This window comes from Streptomyces sp. NPDC060205 (genome assembly GCF_042728395.1).
Lineage (GTDB): Bacteria > Actinomycetota > Actinomycetes > Streptomycetales > Streptomycetaceae > Streptomyces.
Map to the genome: position 1 here is coordinate 39652 of NZ_JBHWZP010000006.1, position 15226 is coordinate 54877.

Below are 15226 nucleotides of genomic sequence, written 5' to 3' on the forward strand. Positions count from 1 at the left end.
CCATGACCCGGTACATCCGGCACGCCGCCGCGTTCTGCGCGCTCCTGCTGCTCGCCCTCCTCGTCAACGCCACCCGTGTGCAACTCGTCCAGGCCCGTACGTACGACGAGAATCCCGCCAACCGCCGCCACACGATCGCCCGCTACGGCCAGCCGCGCGGTGACATCCTCGTCGGCGGCCGGGCGGTCACCGGGTCCCGGGACTCCGGCGAGCAGTTCCGCTACGAACGGACGTACAAGAACGGCCCGTTGTACGCCCCGGTCACCGGCTTCGCCTCCCAGGTGTACGGGACCTCCCTGCTGGAGGGCGCCGCGGACGGCGTACTGGCGGGCACCGACCCGGCGCTCTCGCTGCTTCCGCTGTGGAACGACCTCGCCCGGGTCCGTGACCCCGGCGGTCGGGTGGTCACGACGCTCGACGCGGCGGCGCAGCAGGCGGCGTACGCCGGGCTCGGTGCGCGGCGGGGCGCGGTGGCCGCGCTCGAACCGTCCACCGGCCGCATCCTGGCCCTGGTCTCCACCCCCTCCTACGACCCCGCGGAGCTCTCCGGGACCGACTCCGCCGTGGCGAGGGCGTGGGCGCGGCTGAACGGCGCGGCGGACAAGCCGATGCTCAACCGGGCGGTACGGCAGACGTATCCGCCGGGTTCGACCTTCAAGGTGGTCACCGCGGCGGCGGCGCTGGACTCGGGTGCGGTGCGTGACCTGGACGCGCCCACCGACTCCCCGGACCCGTACCGGCTGCCGGGCAGTTCGGCGCGGCTGACCAACGAGGTGGAGGGGTGCGCGGACGCGTCGCTGCGGTACGCCTTCCAGTGGTCGTGCAACACGGTCTTCGCCGGGCTCGGGGTGAAGGTGGGCCGGGACGCGATGCGCACGACGGCGGCCGGCTTCGGCTTCAACGACCGGAAGCTCGGCATTCCCTTCCGGGTCTCGCCCAGCACCTTCGACACCCGGGTCGACAAGGCGCAGCTCGCGCTGTCCTCCATCGGCCAGTACAACACCCGTGCCACGCCCCTGCAGATGGCGATGGTGGCCGCGGCCGTCGCCAACTACGGCTCGGTGCGCACCCCGCACCTGGTGGAGCGGACGACCACCGCCGACGGCGACACGGTGTCCGCGACGGTGCAGCACACCCTGCGCCGGGCGATGAACCCCGGCACGGCCGTGCGGCTGCGCGAGCTGATGACGGACGTGGTGGAGAAGGGGACCGGTACGAACGCGGCGATCCCCGGCGCCACGGTCGGCGGCAAGTCCGGCACGGCCCAGCACGGCGTCCACAACTCCGGTACGCCGTACGCCTGGTTCATCTCCTGGGCGCAGGACGACGACTCCATGGAACCGGCGGTGGCCGTCGCGGTCGTCGTCGAGGACGCGGCGGCCGACCGGGGTGACATCAGCGGCGGCGGGGACGCTGCGCCGATCGCCCGGGCGGTGATGGAGGCGGTGCTCGACCGGTGACGCCCTTCGAGGATCAGGGCTGGGAGCCCGCGTCGATGGCCTCCTCGACCTCCGTCACCCGCGCCTGCTCCTCCGCCGCGAAGCGGTCCGCGTCGAGTTTCTCCGCCAGCTCCTCGTCCTGGGACATCAGGAGGTCGAGATTGGAGTTCCCCATGTCGAAGACGCCCATGTCGACGTAGGCCTGCTGGAGGCGCTTGCCCCACAGGCCGATGTCGCGGACGCAGGGGACGATGCGGGAGAACAGCAGCTGGCGGAAGAGGGCCAGGAACTCCGACTGCTCGGTGTACTCCTCGGCCTTGGCCCGGGGCACGCCGAAGTTCTCCAGGACCTCCGTGCCGCGCAGCCGGTCCCGCATCAGGTAGCAGCCCTCGATGACGAACTCCTCGCGTTCGCGCAGTTCGGCGTCGGAGAGCTGCTTGTAGTAGTCGCGCAGCGCCATCCGGCCGAAGGCCACATGACGGGCCTCGTCCTGCATGACGTACGCGAGGATCTGTTTGGGCAGCGGCTTCTCGGTGGTGTCCCTGATCAGGCCGAACGCGGCGAGCGCGAGCCCTTCGATGAGGACCTGCATGCCGAGGTAGGGCATGTCCCAGCGGGAGTCGCGCAGGGTGTCGCCGAGCAGTGACTGGAGGTTGTCGTCGACCGGGTAGACCATCCCGACCTTCTCGTGGAGGAAGCGGGCGTAGATCTCCGCGTGCCGCGCCTCGTCCATCGTCTGGGTGGCCGAGTAGAACTTGGCGTCCAGGTCGGGCACGGACTCGACGATGCGGGCCGCGCAGACCATGGCGCCCTGCTCGCCGTGCAGGAACTGGCTGAACTGCCAGGAGGCGACGTGCTTGCGCAGTTCACCCCGGTCGCGGTCGTTCATCTTCTCCCAGTACGGCGTGCCGTAGATGGAGATCGACTCGTCGGGGGTGCCGATCGGGTCGTGCGGGTCGACCTCCAGGTCCCAGTCGATCCGCTTCTGCCCGTCCCACTGTTTGTCCTTGCCCTTCTGGTAGAGGGCCAGCAGGCGGTCGCGCCCTTCGTCGTACTCCCAGCTGAACCGTGCCGCGCCGGTCGCGGGCACCTGCCAGAGGGGAGCTCCGGGGTCCTTGGCGTACAGGTCGTAGGTCGGCATGTCTCGCAGGCTCACACGTGGTAGACGGCGGGTCAACAAGTTGCGCAGGGGGGATTGACGGGCTTGCTGACAAGCAGTCTCATAAGACGTGACCGGCGGTAACCAGCATGCGTCAGGGCACGGCGACGCACGCACGACGAGCCATGACGACGTACGGCGAGGTGGGCACAGCCATGACGACCGTGACGACGGAGGACCCTGAGGACACCGGGATCGCGGGTCTGCGCGACGCGCTCGGCCTGCTCAAGGACCGCGAGCAGGTGGCCGAGCGGCTGCTCGAATCCTCCGCGAAGCACTCCTTCGACCCGGACGAGGAGCTGGACTGGGACGCGCCCTTCGAGGACGGCAAGTGGTTCTGGCCGCCGGAGCTGGTGTCGCTCTACGGCACCCCGATGTGGAAACGGATGAGCGAGGAGCAGCGGATCCTGCTCTCCCGGCACGAGGCGGCGGCACTGGCCTCGCTGGGGATCTGGTTCGAGATCATCCTCATGCAGCTGCTGGTGCGGCACATCTACGACAAGGCGGCGACGAGCGCGCACGTGCGGTACGCGCTGACCGAGATCGAGGACGAGTGCCGCCACTCGAAGATGTTCGCGCGGCTGATCACCCGGGGCGGGACCCCGCACTACCCGGTGAGCCGGCTGCACCAGAACCTGGGCCGGCTCTTCAAGACGGTGTCCACGACTCCTGGTTCGTTCACGGCCACGCTGCTGGGCGAGGAGGTCCTCGACTGGATGCAGCGGCTGACGTTCCCGGACGAGCGGGTGCAGCCGCTGGTGCGCGGGGTGACGCGGATCCACGTGGTGGAGGAGTCGCGCCACGTCCGGTACGCGCGTGAGGAACTGCGCCGCCAGATGATGACCGCGCCGCGCTGGTCGCAGGAGTTCACCCGGATCACCTCGGGCGAGTTCGCCCGCGTCTTCTCGGTCGCCTTCGTCAACCCGGAGGTCTACACGAACGTCGGCCTCGACAGCCGGGAGGCCCAGGCCCAGGTGAAGGCGAGCGCCCACCGCCGGGACATCATGCAGACAGGCAGCAAACGCCTCACGGACTTCCTCGACGACATAGGCGTCCTACGAGGCGCGGGCCGCCGCCTGTGGAAGTCGTCGGGCCTGCTGGCCTGAACCGGGGCAGGGGCGCAGCCCCGCCCGTCAGGCGCGGGCGCAGCTCCGCCCGTCAGGGGCGCGGGGAACTGCGCGACCAGCCCCCACCGGCCCGCACCCACCCACCCACCGACCCCACCCCACCCCACGCCCACCCCGCACCCCCGGGAACGGGTTACCCTGCAAAACATGACCTCGCAGGCCCCCACCCGCGCATACCGGCGCCTGAGCGTCGAGGAGCGACGCAGTCAGCTCCTCGACGCCGCGCTGTCCCTGTTCGCGGCAAGGGCCCCCGAGGACATCTCCCTGGACGACGTGGCGGAGGCGGCAGGCGTCTCCCGCCCGCTGGTCTACCGCTACTTCCCCGGCGGCAAGCAGCAGTTGTACGAGGCGGCCCTCCGCTCCGCCGCACAGGAGCTGGAGCACTGCTTCGCCGAACCGCCGGACGGTCCCCTCACCCGCCGCCTCGCCAACGCCCTGGACCGCTACCTCGCCTTCGTGGACCAGCACGACGCCGGTTTCAGCGCCCTGCTGCAGGGCGGCAGCGTGGTCGAGACGTCGCGGACGACGGCCATCGTGGACGGCGTACGACGGGCCGCCGCCGAGCACATCCTCAGCCACCTGGCCGTTGAGGCGCCCGGGAACCGGCTCCGCATGACCGTCCGGATGTGGATCACGGCCGTCGAGGCGGCCTCGCTGATCTGGCTGGACGAGGAGAAGGAACCCCCGCTGGACGAGCTGCGCGACTGGCTCGTCGAGCAGTTCGTGGCCTGCCTGGTGGCGTCGGCGGCCCGCGACGAGCAGACCGCCGCGGTGGTACGGGCCGCGCTGACGCTGGAGTCCGCGGACGGACCGATGGGCTCGCTGGCCCGCCGGGTGCTGCCCGTGGTGGGCGACGCGGCCCACCTGCTGTGACACTGGCCCGGTGAAGAGCGAAGACACCCCCTTCGAGGGCGGCCCCCTGGACGGCCGTGTGCTGCCGGTCCTGCTCGGCCCGACCGGGCATCCGCCGAAGGTGTACCGCGTCCCGGTGCCGTCGAACGACGGCGGCGCGCCCACCCTCCTGGTCTACCGCCGCGTACAGGCGGCCACGAGCAGCCGCCTCGGCCTGCACCAGGGATGGAAGTACGAGTACGACCCCACGGGCCGCACCGGCAAACTCAAGTGGCCGTGGTCGAAGCCGGACCCCGCTCCCGGTCCGGTGCCGGACGCCACGCCAGACGCCACGCCGGACGGCAAGCCGGAGGACACCCACGGGTGACGTGGTTGGGCCGGTCCGCCCACGGTCGGCGCGCGCGGCTCGTGCGGGCGTCTGATGCTCACGATGCGGAGAGGCGGACATACCGCCCCGCACCGGAGGTGACGACGTGTCAGGAAGGCTTCTGCGACTGGTCTGCACGGCGGCGATCGCGGCCGGCGCGGTGCTGGTGCCCGTACCCGCCATGGCGGCGCCCGACCCGGACGAAAGCCGCTCCCCCGCGGCCGAGCGCCCCGTGGCCGAACTGCTGACGGACCTTCAGCGGCTGTACCGGGAGGCCGAGAAGGCCACCGAGACGTACAACGCGACCGAGGAGCGGCTGAAGCGGCAGCGGACCGAGGTCGCGCAGCTCACCGGCCGGCTCACCGCGGCCCGCCACGCGCTCCACGGCAGCCGCGGCGCCGCGGGACGGCTCGCCCGGCAGCAGTACCAGGGCAGGAGCGAGATCTCCTCGTACCTACAGCTGCTGCTCGCCCGCGACCCGCAGCACGCGCTCGACCAGGGCCACGTCATCCGGCAGGTCTCCCAGGAGCGGGCCGGGACGATGGAGCGCCTTGCGGGGGACGAACGGCGGACCGACGATCTGGCACGCCGGGCCCGCACAGCCCTCGACAACAGGCTCGCTCTCGCCGGTCAGCAGAGAAAGGACCGCGACCTGGTGCGCGAGCGGCTGAAGGACGTCGAGGAGCTGCTGGCCTCGCTCACCGAGGAGCAGCTCGCGCGGGTGGCCGAACTGGAGAGGTCCGGGGTCGCGAAGGCCCAGGACGAACTGGTGGCGTCGGGCGCGCTCAGCAGCACCCGCCGCCCCACCCCGCAGGGGGGCGCGGCACTGCGCTACGCCGTGGCCCAGATCGGCAAGCCGTACGAGTGGGGCGCCGAGGGCCCGGACTCGTACGACTGCTCGGGCCTCACCTCACAGGCCTGGACGGACGCGGGCCGCCCCATCCCCCGCACCAGCCAGGAACAGTGGGCCCAACTCCCCCGCGTCCCCCTGCCCGACCTGCGCCCCGGCGACCTGGTGGTCTACTTCCCCGAGGCCACGCACGTGGCGATGTACCTGGGCGACGGCCTGGTGATCCAGGCCCCGAGACCAGGAGCGAAGATCAAGGTCTCCCCTCTGGCGGCCAACCCGATCCTGGGCGCGGTCCGCCCGGACCCCTCGGGAAAGCCCCTACGGCAGTACACACCACCGAAGCTCCCCGACAACGCGACGGACGGCTCGGACGAGGGCTACGACACGGACTAGGGCGCCCAGAAGGGGCGCGGGGAACTGCGCGGCCGGCCACGACGGCGCGGCAGGCACGAGCGGCCCTCAGCCACCCGTCACCGAGGCCAGATAAGCCCCCGTCTTCTCCGGCTCGTAGAAGAAGTTCTCGAAGTCCGACGGGTCGTTGAAGCCGTTCGCGAAGCGGTTGGCGACCGGAGGGAGCTGGCCTGCCGCGCCGATCAGGTTCAGGACGTGCTCCGGGGGCGGGCCGAGCATCGCGTTCGTCCACTTCGTGACGTGCTGGGCCGTGTCCCAGTAGCGCTCGAACGTGGCGCGCATCCACTGCTCGTCGAACTCCTTGTCCCCGTGGCCGACGATCGAGTCGAGGTACGAGGCGGCGCACTTGGAGGCGGAGTTGGAGCCCTGGCCGGTGATCGGGTCGTTCGCCACGACCACGTCGGCGACGCCGAGGACCAGGCCGCCGCCGGGCAGTCGGCCGACGGGGTTGCGGACGGTGGGCGCGTAGCGGCCGGCCAGCGTGCCGCCCGCGTCGGTGAGTTCGACCTTGGTGGCCCTGGCGTACTCCCACGGCGTGAACCGCTCCATGAGTTCCAGGGTCAGGGAGAGGTGCTCGGCCGGGTCCTTCACACCCTGGAAGGCGTCCAGCGGGCCACCGGGTATGCCCTCCCAGAAGAGGATGTCCGCCCGGCCGGAGGTGGTGAACGTCGGCATCACGAACAGCTCGCCGACACCGGGCACGAGGTTGCAGCGGACCGCGTCGAACTCGGGGTGCTCGGGGCGCGGGCCGAGCCCGTGCACGTACGCGACGGCGAGGGCGCGCTGCGGCTGCGCGTACGGGGAGCGGGAGGCGTCGCGGCCGAACATCGACACCAGTTCGCCCTTGCCGGCCGAGACGAGGACCAGGTCGTACGTACGGGCGAAGTAGTCGAGGTCGGAGACGGCGGCGCCGTGGATGACGAGCTGGCCGCCGCGCTGTGCGAACGTCTCCATCCAGCCGGCCATCTTCACGCGCTGGTCGACGGACTGCGCGTACCCGTCGAGCTTGCCGACCCAGTCGATGGCGCGCTGCGAGGGGCCCGGGTCGAAGGAGCCGGGGGCCGCGACCGAGACGCCGAGTCCTTCGATCTTCGGGGCCTGGGACTCCCAGAAGTTCAGCTGGAGCGCGCGCTCGTGCTCCAGTGCCGTGTGGAACATGCACTGGGTCGACATGACGCGCCCGGTACGGATCTCGTCCGCCGTCCGGTTGGACATCAGGGTGACCTCGTACCCGTTCGACTGGAGTCCGAGGGCGAGCTGGAGTCCGGACTGGCCGGCTCCGACGACGAGTATCTTCCGCATGCGGGTCCTCACTGTGCACTCTGCGTACGCGTACGCCTTGTTACGCCCTGTTCGGGGCTGACGTCCTGTGCGGACTGTCCGGTACGAGCTATTCGGGGCTGACGTCGAGCGCGTGGCCCACCAGTGCCAGCAGGCTCTCGATGACCGAGATCCTGCGGCGCGCGTCCATGATCATGACAGGTATGTGCCCGGGGATCGTGAGCGCCTCCCGCACGTCGTCGGCATCGAACCGCTCGCTGCCGTCGAAGTGGTTGACGGCGACGACGTACGGCAGCCCGCAGCTCTCGAAGTAGTCCAGCGCCGGCCAGCAGTCCTTGAGACGGCGGGTGTCGGCGAGGACCACGGCGCCTATCGCCCCGCGCACCAGGTCGTCCCACATGAACCAGAACCGCTGCTGCCCGGGCGTACCGAACAGGTACAGCACCAGGTCGTCGTCGAGGGTGATGCGGCCGAAGTCCATGGCCACGGTCGTGGTGGTCTTCTCCGGGGTCGAGCTGAGGTCGTCGGTGCCCTCGCTCGCCTGTGTCATCAACGCCTCCGTCTGGAGAGGCGTGATCTCGGAGACGGCGGTGACGAGGGTGGTCTTGCCCACCCCGAAGCCACCCGCCACCACGATCTTCGTGGCGATCGGCGCGCGGGTCCGATCCTTCTGCCAGGCCCTCAACTCCTCGTCGGGCTCCACGACTTCGGGGAGGCCGGACGATCGGGAGACATCCGAGACGCGGGAGACGTCAGAGACGACGGAGTCCACTCAGCACCCTTTCCAGCAGAGCACGGTCCGGCTGTCCCGGGCCGTGACCTGTTCCGTACACACGGATCTTGCCCTGGTCCGCCAGGTCGCTGAGGAGCACCCGGACCACACCGAGCGGCATCTTCAGAAGGGCCGCGACCTCGGCCACCGTACGCATCCGGCGGCAGAGTTCGACGATGGCCCTCATCTCCGGCATCACCCGGGTGGAGAGTGAACCATTCTCCAGTTCACGCCGCTCATCCGGGGCCTCCAGTGCGGCCACGAACGTCTCGACGAGCAGCACGTGCCCGAAGCGCGTACGGCCCCCGGTGAGCGAATAGGGGCGTACGCGGGCGGGTTTGCGGTCCCCGCCGCGGACCGGCAGTTTGGGCGTGCCGGACGCGCCGGACGCGCCGCTCTGGTCGCTCACTTGGCCGTCTCCATCGTCGTGGCCTCAAGCGACTGGCGCAGCTCGCTGCGGAGTTCGGGAGTCAGGACGTGTCCGGCACGGCCCACGAAGAGCGCCATGTGGTACGCGACGACGCTCATGTCGCAGTCGGGGGCGCCGTGCACACCGAGCAGCGAACCGTCGCTGATCGACATGACGAAGAGCCCGCCCTCCTCCATCGCGACCATCGTCTGCTTGACGGTGCCGCTGTCCATCAGCTTGGCGGCGCCGATGGCGAGGCTGCCGATGCCGGAGACGATGGTGGCCAGGTCCGCCGCGGACCCGCGCGGACCCGAGGGTCTCCCCTCGTCCTGCCGCGCCTGCGCGTTTCTCCCGGGGTCGGAGGAAAGGAGCAACAGGCCGTCGGAGGAGACCACCGCGACCGACAGGAGGCCCGGCACCTCCTCGACGAGGTTCGTCAGCAGCCAGTGCAGATTACGGGCTTCATGGCTCAGTCCGAAGGTACTGGGCGCAGTCAACTGCTTGCCTCCTCGACGGTGTCCCCCTTGGTTTCTACGGCATGTGCGGCGGGCGTCTCCAGCTCAGACGTCTGTTCGGCGATCTCCGCTTCGACATCGCGGCGGCCCTCGCTGGCACCCCGGTGGAACCCGCCGAGGCGGCGGCGCAGTGCCTCGGCGTCGACGGGCGTCTGACGCGGACCGGCGGCCGGCGCGGGCGCGGCGATCCTCGGGGTCCGCTTGGGCAGCCCCTTGTCGGTGATCCGCTCCACCGGCTCCACCGGCTCCACCGGCTCCGGCGACGTCTGCACGTCGTCCGGGGCGCGCTCGTGGGTGTCGGGACCGATGGCGTACGGGTCGGGGGCACGGCGGGTCTCGGCGCGGTGGTCCCCGGTGGCCTGCGCCGGGAGCCGCACGGCCGGGTCGTCCGCCGCAGACTCGGAGGGCGCGGGAGACAGCGGGGCCATGAGGACCATGGTGGTCTCGGGGCCGCCGGGCTGCTCCGCCTCCGGGGCGTCGGGCTCGGACGGCGGTTCGCCCGGGCCGGCGGTGTCCACGGAGTCGGCGGTGTCCGCGGAGTCGGCGGTGGCGGTGGCGGTGGCCTCAGGGTCGGCGGCGTTCACCGAAGCGGGGGCCGGTGCCTCGTCGGCGACGGCCGGGTCGGGCGCGGCAGCCGGCTCGGGCGGGGCGAGAGCGGTCCCCGCCCCGTCCGTCTCGCGCAGGGTGTCCTCCGCCGCCGCGATCAGCGGGTCGCGGCCCTGGCGGCCGTACAGGACGTTGGAGTTGACCTCGGCGTCCGCTCCCGGCAGGGACATCGCGGCGGCGCCCCCGGGCGTGGGCGCGCTGGTCGCCTGGGGCACGGCCACGGCGGGCGCGGCGGCGAGCAGCGCCTTGGGCAGGACCACGACGGCCGTGATGCCGCCCTGCTTCTGCTCGCGCAACTGCACCCGTACACCGTGCCGGTGGGCGAGCCGGGCCACCACGTACAGGCCGAGGCCGAGGCCCTCGCCGCTCTCCTCGTCGTACGGGTCCTCGGGGTCGAAGGCCGCGAGGCGGGTGTTGAGCCGCTCCAGCCGCTCGCCGGTCATGCCGATGCCCTCGTCCTGGACGGAGAGCATGACCTCGCCGCTCTCCAGGAGCCAGCCGGAGACCTCGACGGGGATGTCGGGCGGCGAGAACGAGGAGGCATTCTCCAGGAGTTCGGCCACCAGGTGGCTGATGTCGTCCGCCGCGAACCCGGCGAGGTGCGCGTGCGGCGGCAGCGCGGAGATCCGGACGCGCTCGTAGCGTTCGACCTCGCTGACGGCCGCGCGGACGACGTCGACCAGCGGGACGGGTCCGGGGTGCTGGTGGCCGTGCTCCGCGCCCGCGAGGACCAGCAGGTTCTCGCTGTGGCGGCGCATGACGGTGGCGAAGTGGTCGAGCTTGAAGAGCGTGGCGAGGCGCTCGGGGTCCTGCTCGCGCTCTTCGAGGCCCTCGATGACGCCGAGCTGCCGTTCGACCAGGCCCAGGGTGCGCAGGGCGAGGCTGACGTAGGTGCCGTGGATGTTCTGCCGGACCTGCTCCAGATGCGCGGTGGCCTCGGCGAGTTCGGTACGGAACCTGTCGCGTTCGTCGGCCATCTTCTGGCGCTGGCCGATGAGGTGCTTGCGGTCGCCCTCCAGCGTGCCGAGGCGCTCCTGGAGCGCGACGGCGTGCGTGTGGAGCGTGTTGACGGAGCGCACGACCTGCGCGAACTCGTCGTTGCGGCCGGTGAACTTGACCGGGTCGCCGGTGCCGGGCTCGGCGGCCAGGCGCGCCGAACCGCGGCGCAGGACGGACAGCGGGCGCGTGAGCGACCGGGCCATGCCGGTGGAGACGCCGACGGCGAGCAGCATCAGCGCGCCGAGGATCGCGACGCGGATCTCCAGCCCGGTGACGTCGTCGTCGCGCAGCTGGGCGAGTTCCTCGGCACGCTGGGTGTTGAGGGACGCCTCGACGCCGCGCATCAGCTCGACGCGGGAGGAGAGCGCCGCGTCCAGCTTCTTGGTGCTGGTGGCCAGTTCGTCGTCGGAGAGCGTCGGCTGGTCCGCCAGGCTCGCCAGGTACTTCTCGGCGGACGCGACATCCGGCCCGTTGACCGTGGAGTCGTACGAGGTCCGGTCCGCCTTGGGTGCCGTGCCGGCGAAGTCGGCGAGGGCCGCCTGCTCACGGACGTTGGCCTGCTGGGCCGCGGCGGTGAGCGCGTCGCGCTGCTTGGTCGCGGCGGCCGACGACGTGGTGGTCGTGGTGGGCAGGCCCGTGATGGGGTCGGTGGTGGTCTGCCTGCTGGTGGGCACGCTCAGCGCGGCGAGCAGCAGACCACGGGTCGAGGCGGCCTGCTGGACGGCGGTGTCGAGGTCGGCGAGGGCGTGCGCGCCGGAGCCCGCGCGGGGCGGGATCTCCCCTGCGAGGTCCTCGGCGAGGGCGTGCAGTTCGGTGAGGGCCGTCGAGTACGCCTGGTGGGCTTCGAGGGCGCTGCTCTCCCCGGTGAGCGCCGACCTGCGGACGGCGGCGATCGCGTCGAGCGTCTTGAGGAAGGACGCGGGGGCGTCCGCCTCGACGGCGGCGACGCGCAGTTCGTCGACCTGGCGGTCCACGCGGGCGCTGCGGCGCTCCGAGGGGGCCTGCCCCTTGGGCCGGCCGGCCGCGAGGTACGAGGTGACCTCGTCGCGTTCGTCGGCCAGTGAGTGGGCGAGGGCCAGGGCGTCCTGGGTCCGCTCGGCCGACGTCACCAGGTTCTGGGAATCGTTCAGCTGTCCGGAGGCGGCGATCACGGACGGAGCACCCGCTCCGGCGATCGCGGCGGCCACCACGGCGACGGCGACGATCAGCCGGCTGCGTACGTGAGCGGGCCGACCTCGTCCCGCGGGGTCCGGAGTGTCCTGCGGTGCCGGTGAGTTCGGGGTGTGCCCTGAGGCTCCACCCGAGGCCGGCTGCCTGCCTTTGCGCCGAGGCCGCATTTTCTGCACCGGTGCTCGCATTCTTGACTCGTGTCCCCATGGGCCCGGGTGACGATCCGTCAACTCGCGTGTCGTCCCGGTTCGGCTCCCGACCCTCCCAGTGCCGGTGGGCAGTGGTCGCGCATCGCCTGACCCGCCACACGAAGGAGTGAACATCGCCGGGGAGCGGCCCGGCAAGTTCCCCTGGCGCGTGCGACACCCCTGCGTGGCAGGCCGGTTGGACGTCCACGGCAACCGATGGCAGGATGCGCCGCCACGCTTCGCCGGAGTCGGTGAATCCGTCGCAAAACAGGCGCCTGACCTGCTCGTCCGGACCATCTGACCGACGGTTGCCAGCCTTTGGTGAAGCTCGTGAAGGGCTCGTGCAGACTGGCCGGATGCGCTCGGAACTGATCTCGGTACCCGGTGACCCCACTCGCCCCGACGAGGACTACGCATCGGTCGGACTTCCCGCCTCCGGACAAGGCGGTTCGATCGTCGTCCTGGACGGTGTGACACCTCCCGCGACCGATCAAGGCTGTCTTCATTCCGTCCCCTGGTTCACCGCCCGGCTCGGTGGCGCGTTGCACGAACTGTCCGTTTCCCGACGAGATCTGACGCTCACTGAGGTCTTGGGGCACGCCATCGCGCGTACCTCCGACGCACATCGGGCAACCTGTGACCTTTCTCACCCGCGCACCCCGCAGGCAACGGTGGTGCTGGCGCGCTGGTCAGAGGCGTTGGTCGAGTATCTGGTGCTCTCCGACTCGGCGCTGCTCATCGAGTCGCCGGCGGGCGCGGTCATCCCCGTCCTGGACGACCGCCTCTCGCGGGTCCCGCACGCCACGCTGAGGTCGGCCGCGGCGACGGACGCGATCCTGCGCAACAAGGAGGGCGGCTTCTTCACGGCCGCCGCGGACCCCTCGGTGGCGTCGCGCGCGGTCACGGGCACGCTGCCCCGCTCCGAGGTGCGCGCCCTCACGGCCCTCACGGACGGCGCGACGCGCTGGGTGGAGAAGTTCGGCGAGGGCGACTGGACGGAGCTGTTCACCCTGATCCGCAAGGAGGGCGGCCGGTCCCTGATCGACCGGGTCCGCGCCCTGGAGCGGGCGGACACGGCGGGCATGTACCTGGGCCGCTCCAAGCCCCACGACGACGCGACGGTGGTCCACGTGGAGCTGTGACCCCGCCGCGGGGTGGCGGGGCGCGGCGCGGAGCCGTGGTCGGGTGCGCCGTTCCCCGCGCCCCTGAGTGGGACGGGGCGCAGCCCCTCCCCGAGGGGCGCGGGGAACTGCGCGAGCAACCCCCACCGGACCCGCACATTCAGAGGCGCGGGGAACTGCGCAGTCGTTCGCCCTCAAGGGGCGCGGGGAACTGCGCGGCCAGCCACGACGGGCCGTCAGCCAGAAGGCAACGACCGGCGGCCGGGGCCGCTCAGCCCCGCTCAACCCCCCGATTCAGCCGGTGCAACAGCCGCGCCAGCTCAGCCACCTCCCCCCGATCCCAGTTCGCCAGCTCGCGAACGTACCGGGCCCGCCGGGCATCACGCACGGTCCCGAACCGCTCCCGCCCCACGTCGGTGAGGTGCACGAGCCAGGCCCGCCCATCCGCGGGATCAGGCTCGCGGGCGACGAGCCCGAGTTCCTCCAGCGCCCGCAGCTGCCGGGACATCGTGGCCTTCCCGACCCCGATGTACGCGGCGAGCTCCGTCGCCCGCTGCCGCCCCCGCTCCTCCAGCCGCACGAGGAGCCCGTACGCGGAGGACTCCAGATCGGGATGCACCTCGCGCACCATCTCCCCGGAGGACGCCCGCGCCCGCCGCAGCAGCACGGTCAGCTCACGCTCAAGCGCCAGGAACTCCTGATCGACGGATCCGCCGCCCCCGGCCCCCGGACCCTCAGGACCCTGGTCCATACCACTCCCCGGAACGCCGGATCCCGCCCGATGCCCCTCGCCCATACCGCCCTCGTGCACGTCAGCACCCATGACCCGGTTTCCCGATCCTGAAAGTTTCCGCCAAAGACCGCCATTGCCGCAGCTCGGCCAGTATTTCGCAGGAATAGACCAACGGCAGCCGCCGAGCCCTCTTTCCGCCGGTCGCCCGCGTGCGTAGCTTTTTCAACCAGCACCCGCATGGCATGCCCACGCCACTTTATGGACCACCATCACCCGGGCACCACCGAGCCTTCGGAGGCACGAACATGTCCGTGCGCACATCCGGAACGGCCCACCGCTCGCACGCGCGCGACCACCTCAGAACGCGCCACGGCGCGATGGGCATCCTGCTCCTGACCCTCTCCCTGTTCCTCTCCCTCCTCGTCGCGCATCCCGCCCAGGCGGCGGACGTCCCGGCCCGCGGCTCCGCGTACATGGGCATGGGCGTGATCGCGCACGACGGCCAGGACGGCCTGCCGACGCCGGGCGACGCCACCCAGACGGAGGGGGTGGACGTCAGCAGCCACCAGGGCAACGTCGCCTGGTCGACCCTGTGGAGCAGCGGGGTCAAATGGGCCTATGTGAAGGCCACCGAGGGGACGTACTACACGAACCCCTACTTCGCCCAGCAGTACAACGGCTCATACAACGTCGGCATGATCCGCGGCGCGTACCACTTCGCGACCCCCGACACGACGGGCGGCGCCGCCCAGGCCAACTACTTCGTGAACAACGGCGGCGGCTGGTCGAAGGACGGCAGGACGCTGCCGGGCGCGCTCGACATCGAGTGGAACCCGTACGGGGCGGCCTGCTACGGCAAGTCGCAGAGCGCGATGGTCACCTGGATCCGCGACTTCCTGAACCAGTACAAGGCCCGCACCGGCCGTGACGCCGTCATCTACTCGGCCACCAGCTGGTGGACCCAGTGCACCGGGAACTACTCCGGTTTCGCCTCCGCCAACCCGCTCTGGATCGCCCGGTACGCCTCGGCGGTGGGCACGCTCCCGGCGGGCTGGGACTACTACACGATGTGGCAGTACACGTCCTCGGGCCCCACGGTCGGCGACCACGACAAGTTCAACGGCGCCCTCGACCGCGTGGTGGCCCTCGCCAACGGCTGAGCCGGCCGCCTCCCCATACGTACGCGGAAGGCCCGGACCCCTCAGGAAGAGGGGCCCGGGCCCTACC

General features: G+C 71.4%; 14 protein-coding genes. 7 read left to right on the forward strand and 7 right to left on the reverse strand.

Annotated features, from left to right (window positions below):
• Window positions 1–2 precede the first annotated feature (2 nt).
• The gene (locus tag ACFWGJ_RS01935) at window positions 3–1460 is read left to right on the forward strand and encodes a penicillin-binding transpeptidase domain-containing protein (RefSeq protein WP_387320264.1); all 1458 of its coding nucleotides are present in this window, start codon (window positions 3–5) and stop codon (window positions 1458–1460) included.
• Between the two features lie 13 nt (window positions 1461–1473).
• On the opposite strand, the gene ACFWGJ_RS01940 is transcribed toward ACFWGJ_RS01935, so the two are convergent.
• Window positions 1474–2580, reverse strand: coding sequence for a ferritin-like domain-containing protein (locus ACFWGJ_RS01940; protein WP_387320265.1), 1107 nt, complete (start codon window positions 2578–2580; stop codon window positions 1474–1476).
• Between the two features lie 173 nt (window positions 2581–2753).
• Between ACFWGJ_RS01940 and ACFWGJ_RS01945 the strand changes: the two genes are divergently transcribed.
• The 4 genes from ACFWGJ_RS01945 (at window position 2754) to ACFWGJ_RS01960 (ending at window position 6187) form a co-directional block, all read left to right on the forward strand.
• The gene (locus ACFWGJ_RS01945; protein ID WP_387320266.1) at window positions 2754–3704 is read left to right on the forward strand and encodes a diiron oxygenase; all 951 of its coding nucleotides are present in this window, start codon (window positions 2754–2756) and stop codon (window positions 3702–3704) included.
• Window positions 3705–3872: 168 nt separating this feature from the next.
• Window positions 3873–4598, forward strand: a complete 726-nt coding sequence (locus ACFWGJ_RS01950) for a TetR/AcrR family transcriptional regulator (RefSeq protein ID WP_387320267.1) — start codon at window positions 3873–3875, stop codon at window positions 4596–4598.
• A gap of 10 nt (window positions 4599–4608) precedes the next feature.
• Window positions 4609–4944, forward strand: a complete 336-nt coding sequence (locus tag ACFWGJ_RS01955; protein ID WP_387320268.1) for a hypothetical protein — start codon at window positions 4609–4611, stop codon at window positions 4942–4944.
• Between the two features lie 106 nt (window positions 4945–5050).
• On the forward strand, window positions 5051–6187 hold the full coding sequence (locus ACFWGJ_RS01960; protein WP_387320270.1) for an NlpC/P60 family protein: 1137 nt from the start codon (window positions 5051–5053) through the stop codon (window positions 6185–6187).
• Window positions 6188–6253: 66 nt separating this feature from the next.
• Here ACFWGJ_RS01960 and ACFWGJ_RS01965 read toward each other — a convergent pair whose 3' ends face one another.
• The 5 genes from ACFWGJ_RS01965 to ACFWGJ_RS01985 all read right to left on the reverse strand — a co-directional run bounded on the left by ACFWGJ_RS01965 (window position 6254) and on the right by ACFWGJ_RS01985 (window position 12145).
• A complete protein-coding gene (locus ACFWGJ_RS01965; RefSeq protein ID WP_387320271.1) occupies window positions 6254–7507 on the reverse strand; it encodes a styrene monooxygenase/indole monooxygenase family protein in 1254 nt (417 codons plus the stop codon).
• An 88-nt stretch (window positions 7508–7595) separates the two neighbouring features.
• A complete protein-coding gene (locus tag ACFWGJ_RS01970; RefSeq protein WP_387320273.1) occupies window positions 7596–8258 on the reverse strand; it encodes an ATP/GTP-binding protein in 663 nt (220 codons plus the stop codon).
• Window positions 8239–8667: a DUF742 domain-containing protein gene (locus tag ACFWGJ_RS01975; protein ID WP_387320275.1), complete on the reverse strand. Its 429-nt coding sequence runs from the start codon at window positions 8665–8667 to the stop codon at window positions 8239–8241. Before ACFWGJ_RS01975 ends, ACFWGJ_RS01970 begins: the two co-directional genes overlap by 20 nt.
• Window positions 8664–9164, reverse strand: coding sequence for a roadblock/LC7 domain-containing protein (locus tag ACFWGJ_RS01980; RefSeq protein ID WP_387320277.1), 501 nt, complete (start codon window positions 9162–9164; stop codon window positions 8664–8666). The genes ACFWGJ_RS01975 and ACFWGJ_RS01980 overlap by 4 nt, the downstream gene beginning before the upstream one ends.
• Window positions 9161–12145 carry a nitrate- and nitrite sensing domain-containing protein gene (locus ACFWGJ_RS01985; RefSeq protein ID WP_387320279.1) on the reverse strand — a complete coding sequence of 995 codons (2985 nt, stop codon included), beginning with the start codon at window positions 12143–12145 and terminating at the stop codon, window positions 9161–9163. Before ACFWGJ_RS01985 ends, ACFWGJ_RS01980 begins: the two co-directional genes overlap by 4 nt.
• Before the next feature lie 356 nt (window positions 12146–12501).
• On the opposite strand from ACFWGJ_RS01985, the gene ACFWGJ_RS01990 reads away from it, so the two are divergent.
• Window positions 12502–13287 (forward strand): hypothetical protein, encoded by a 786-nt coding sequence (locus tag ACFWGJ_RS01990; protein WP_387320281.1) that lies wholly within the window; start codon window positions 12502–12504, stop codon window positions 13285–13287.
• Between the two features lie 250 nt (window positions 13288–13537).
• On the opposite strand, the gene ACFWGJ_RS01995 is transcribed toward ACFWGJ_RS01990, so the two are convergent.
• Window positions 13538–14017, reverse strand: coding sequence for a MarR family winged helix-turn-helix transcriptional regulator (locus ACFWGJ_RS01995; RefSeq protein WP_387320283.1), 480 nt, complete (start codon window positions 14015–14017; stop codon window positions 13538–13540).
• Between the two features lie 287 nt (window positions 14018–14304).
• On the opposite strand from ACFWGJ_RS01995, the gene ACFWGJ_RS02000 reads away from it, so the two are divergent.
• Window positions 14305–15159, forward strand: a complete 855-nt coding sequence (locus ACFWGJ_RS02000; protein WP_387320284.1) for a lysozyme — start codon at window positions 14305–14307, stop codon at window positions 15157–15159.
• Window positions 15160–15226: the final 67 nt, after the last annotated feature.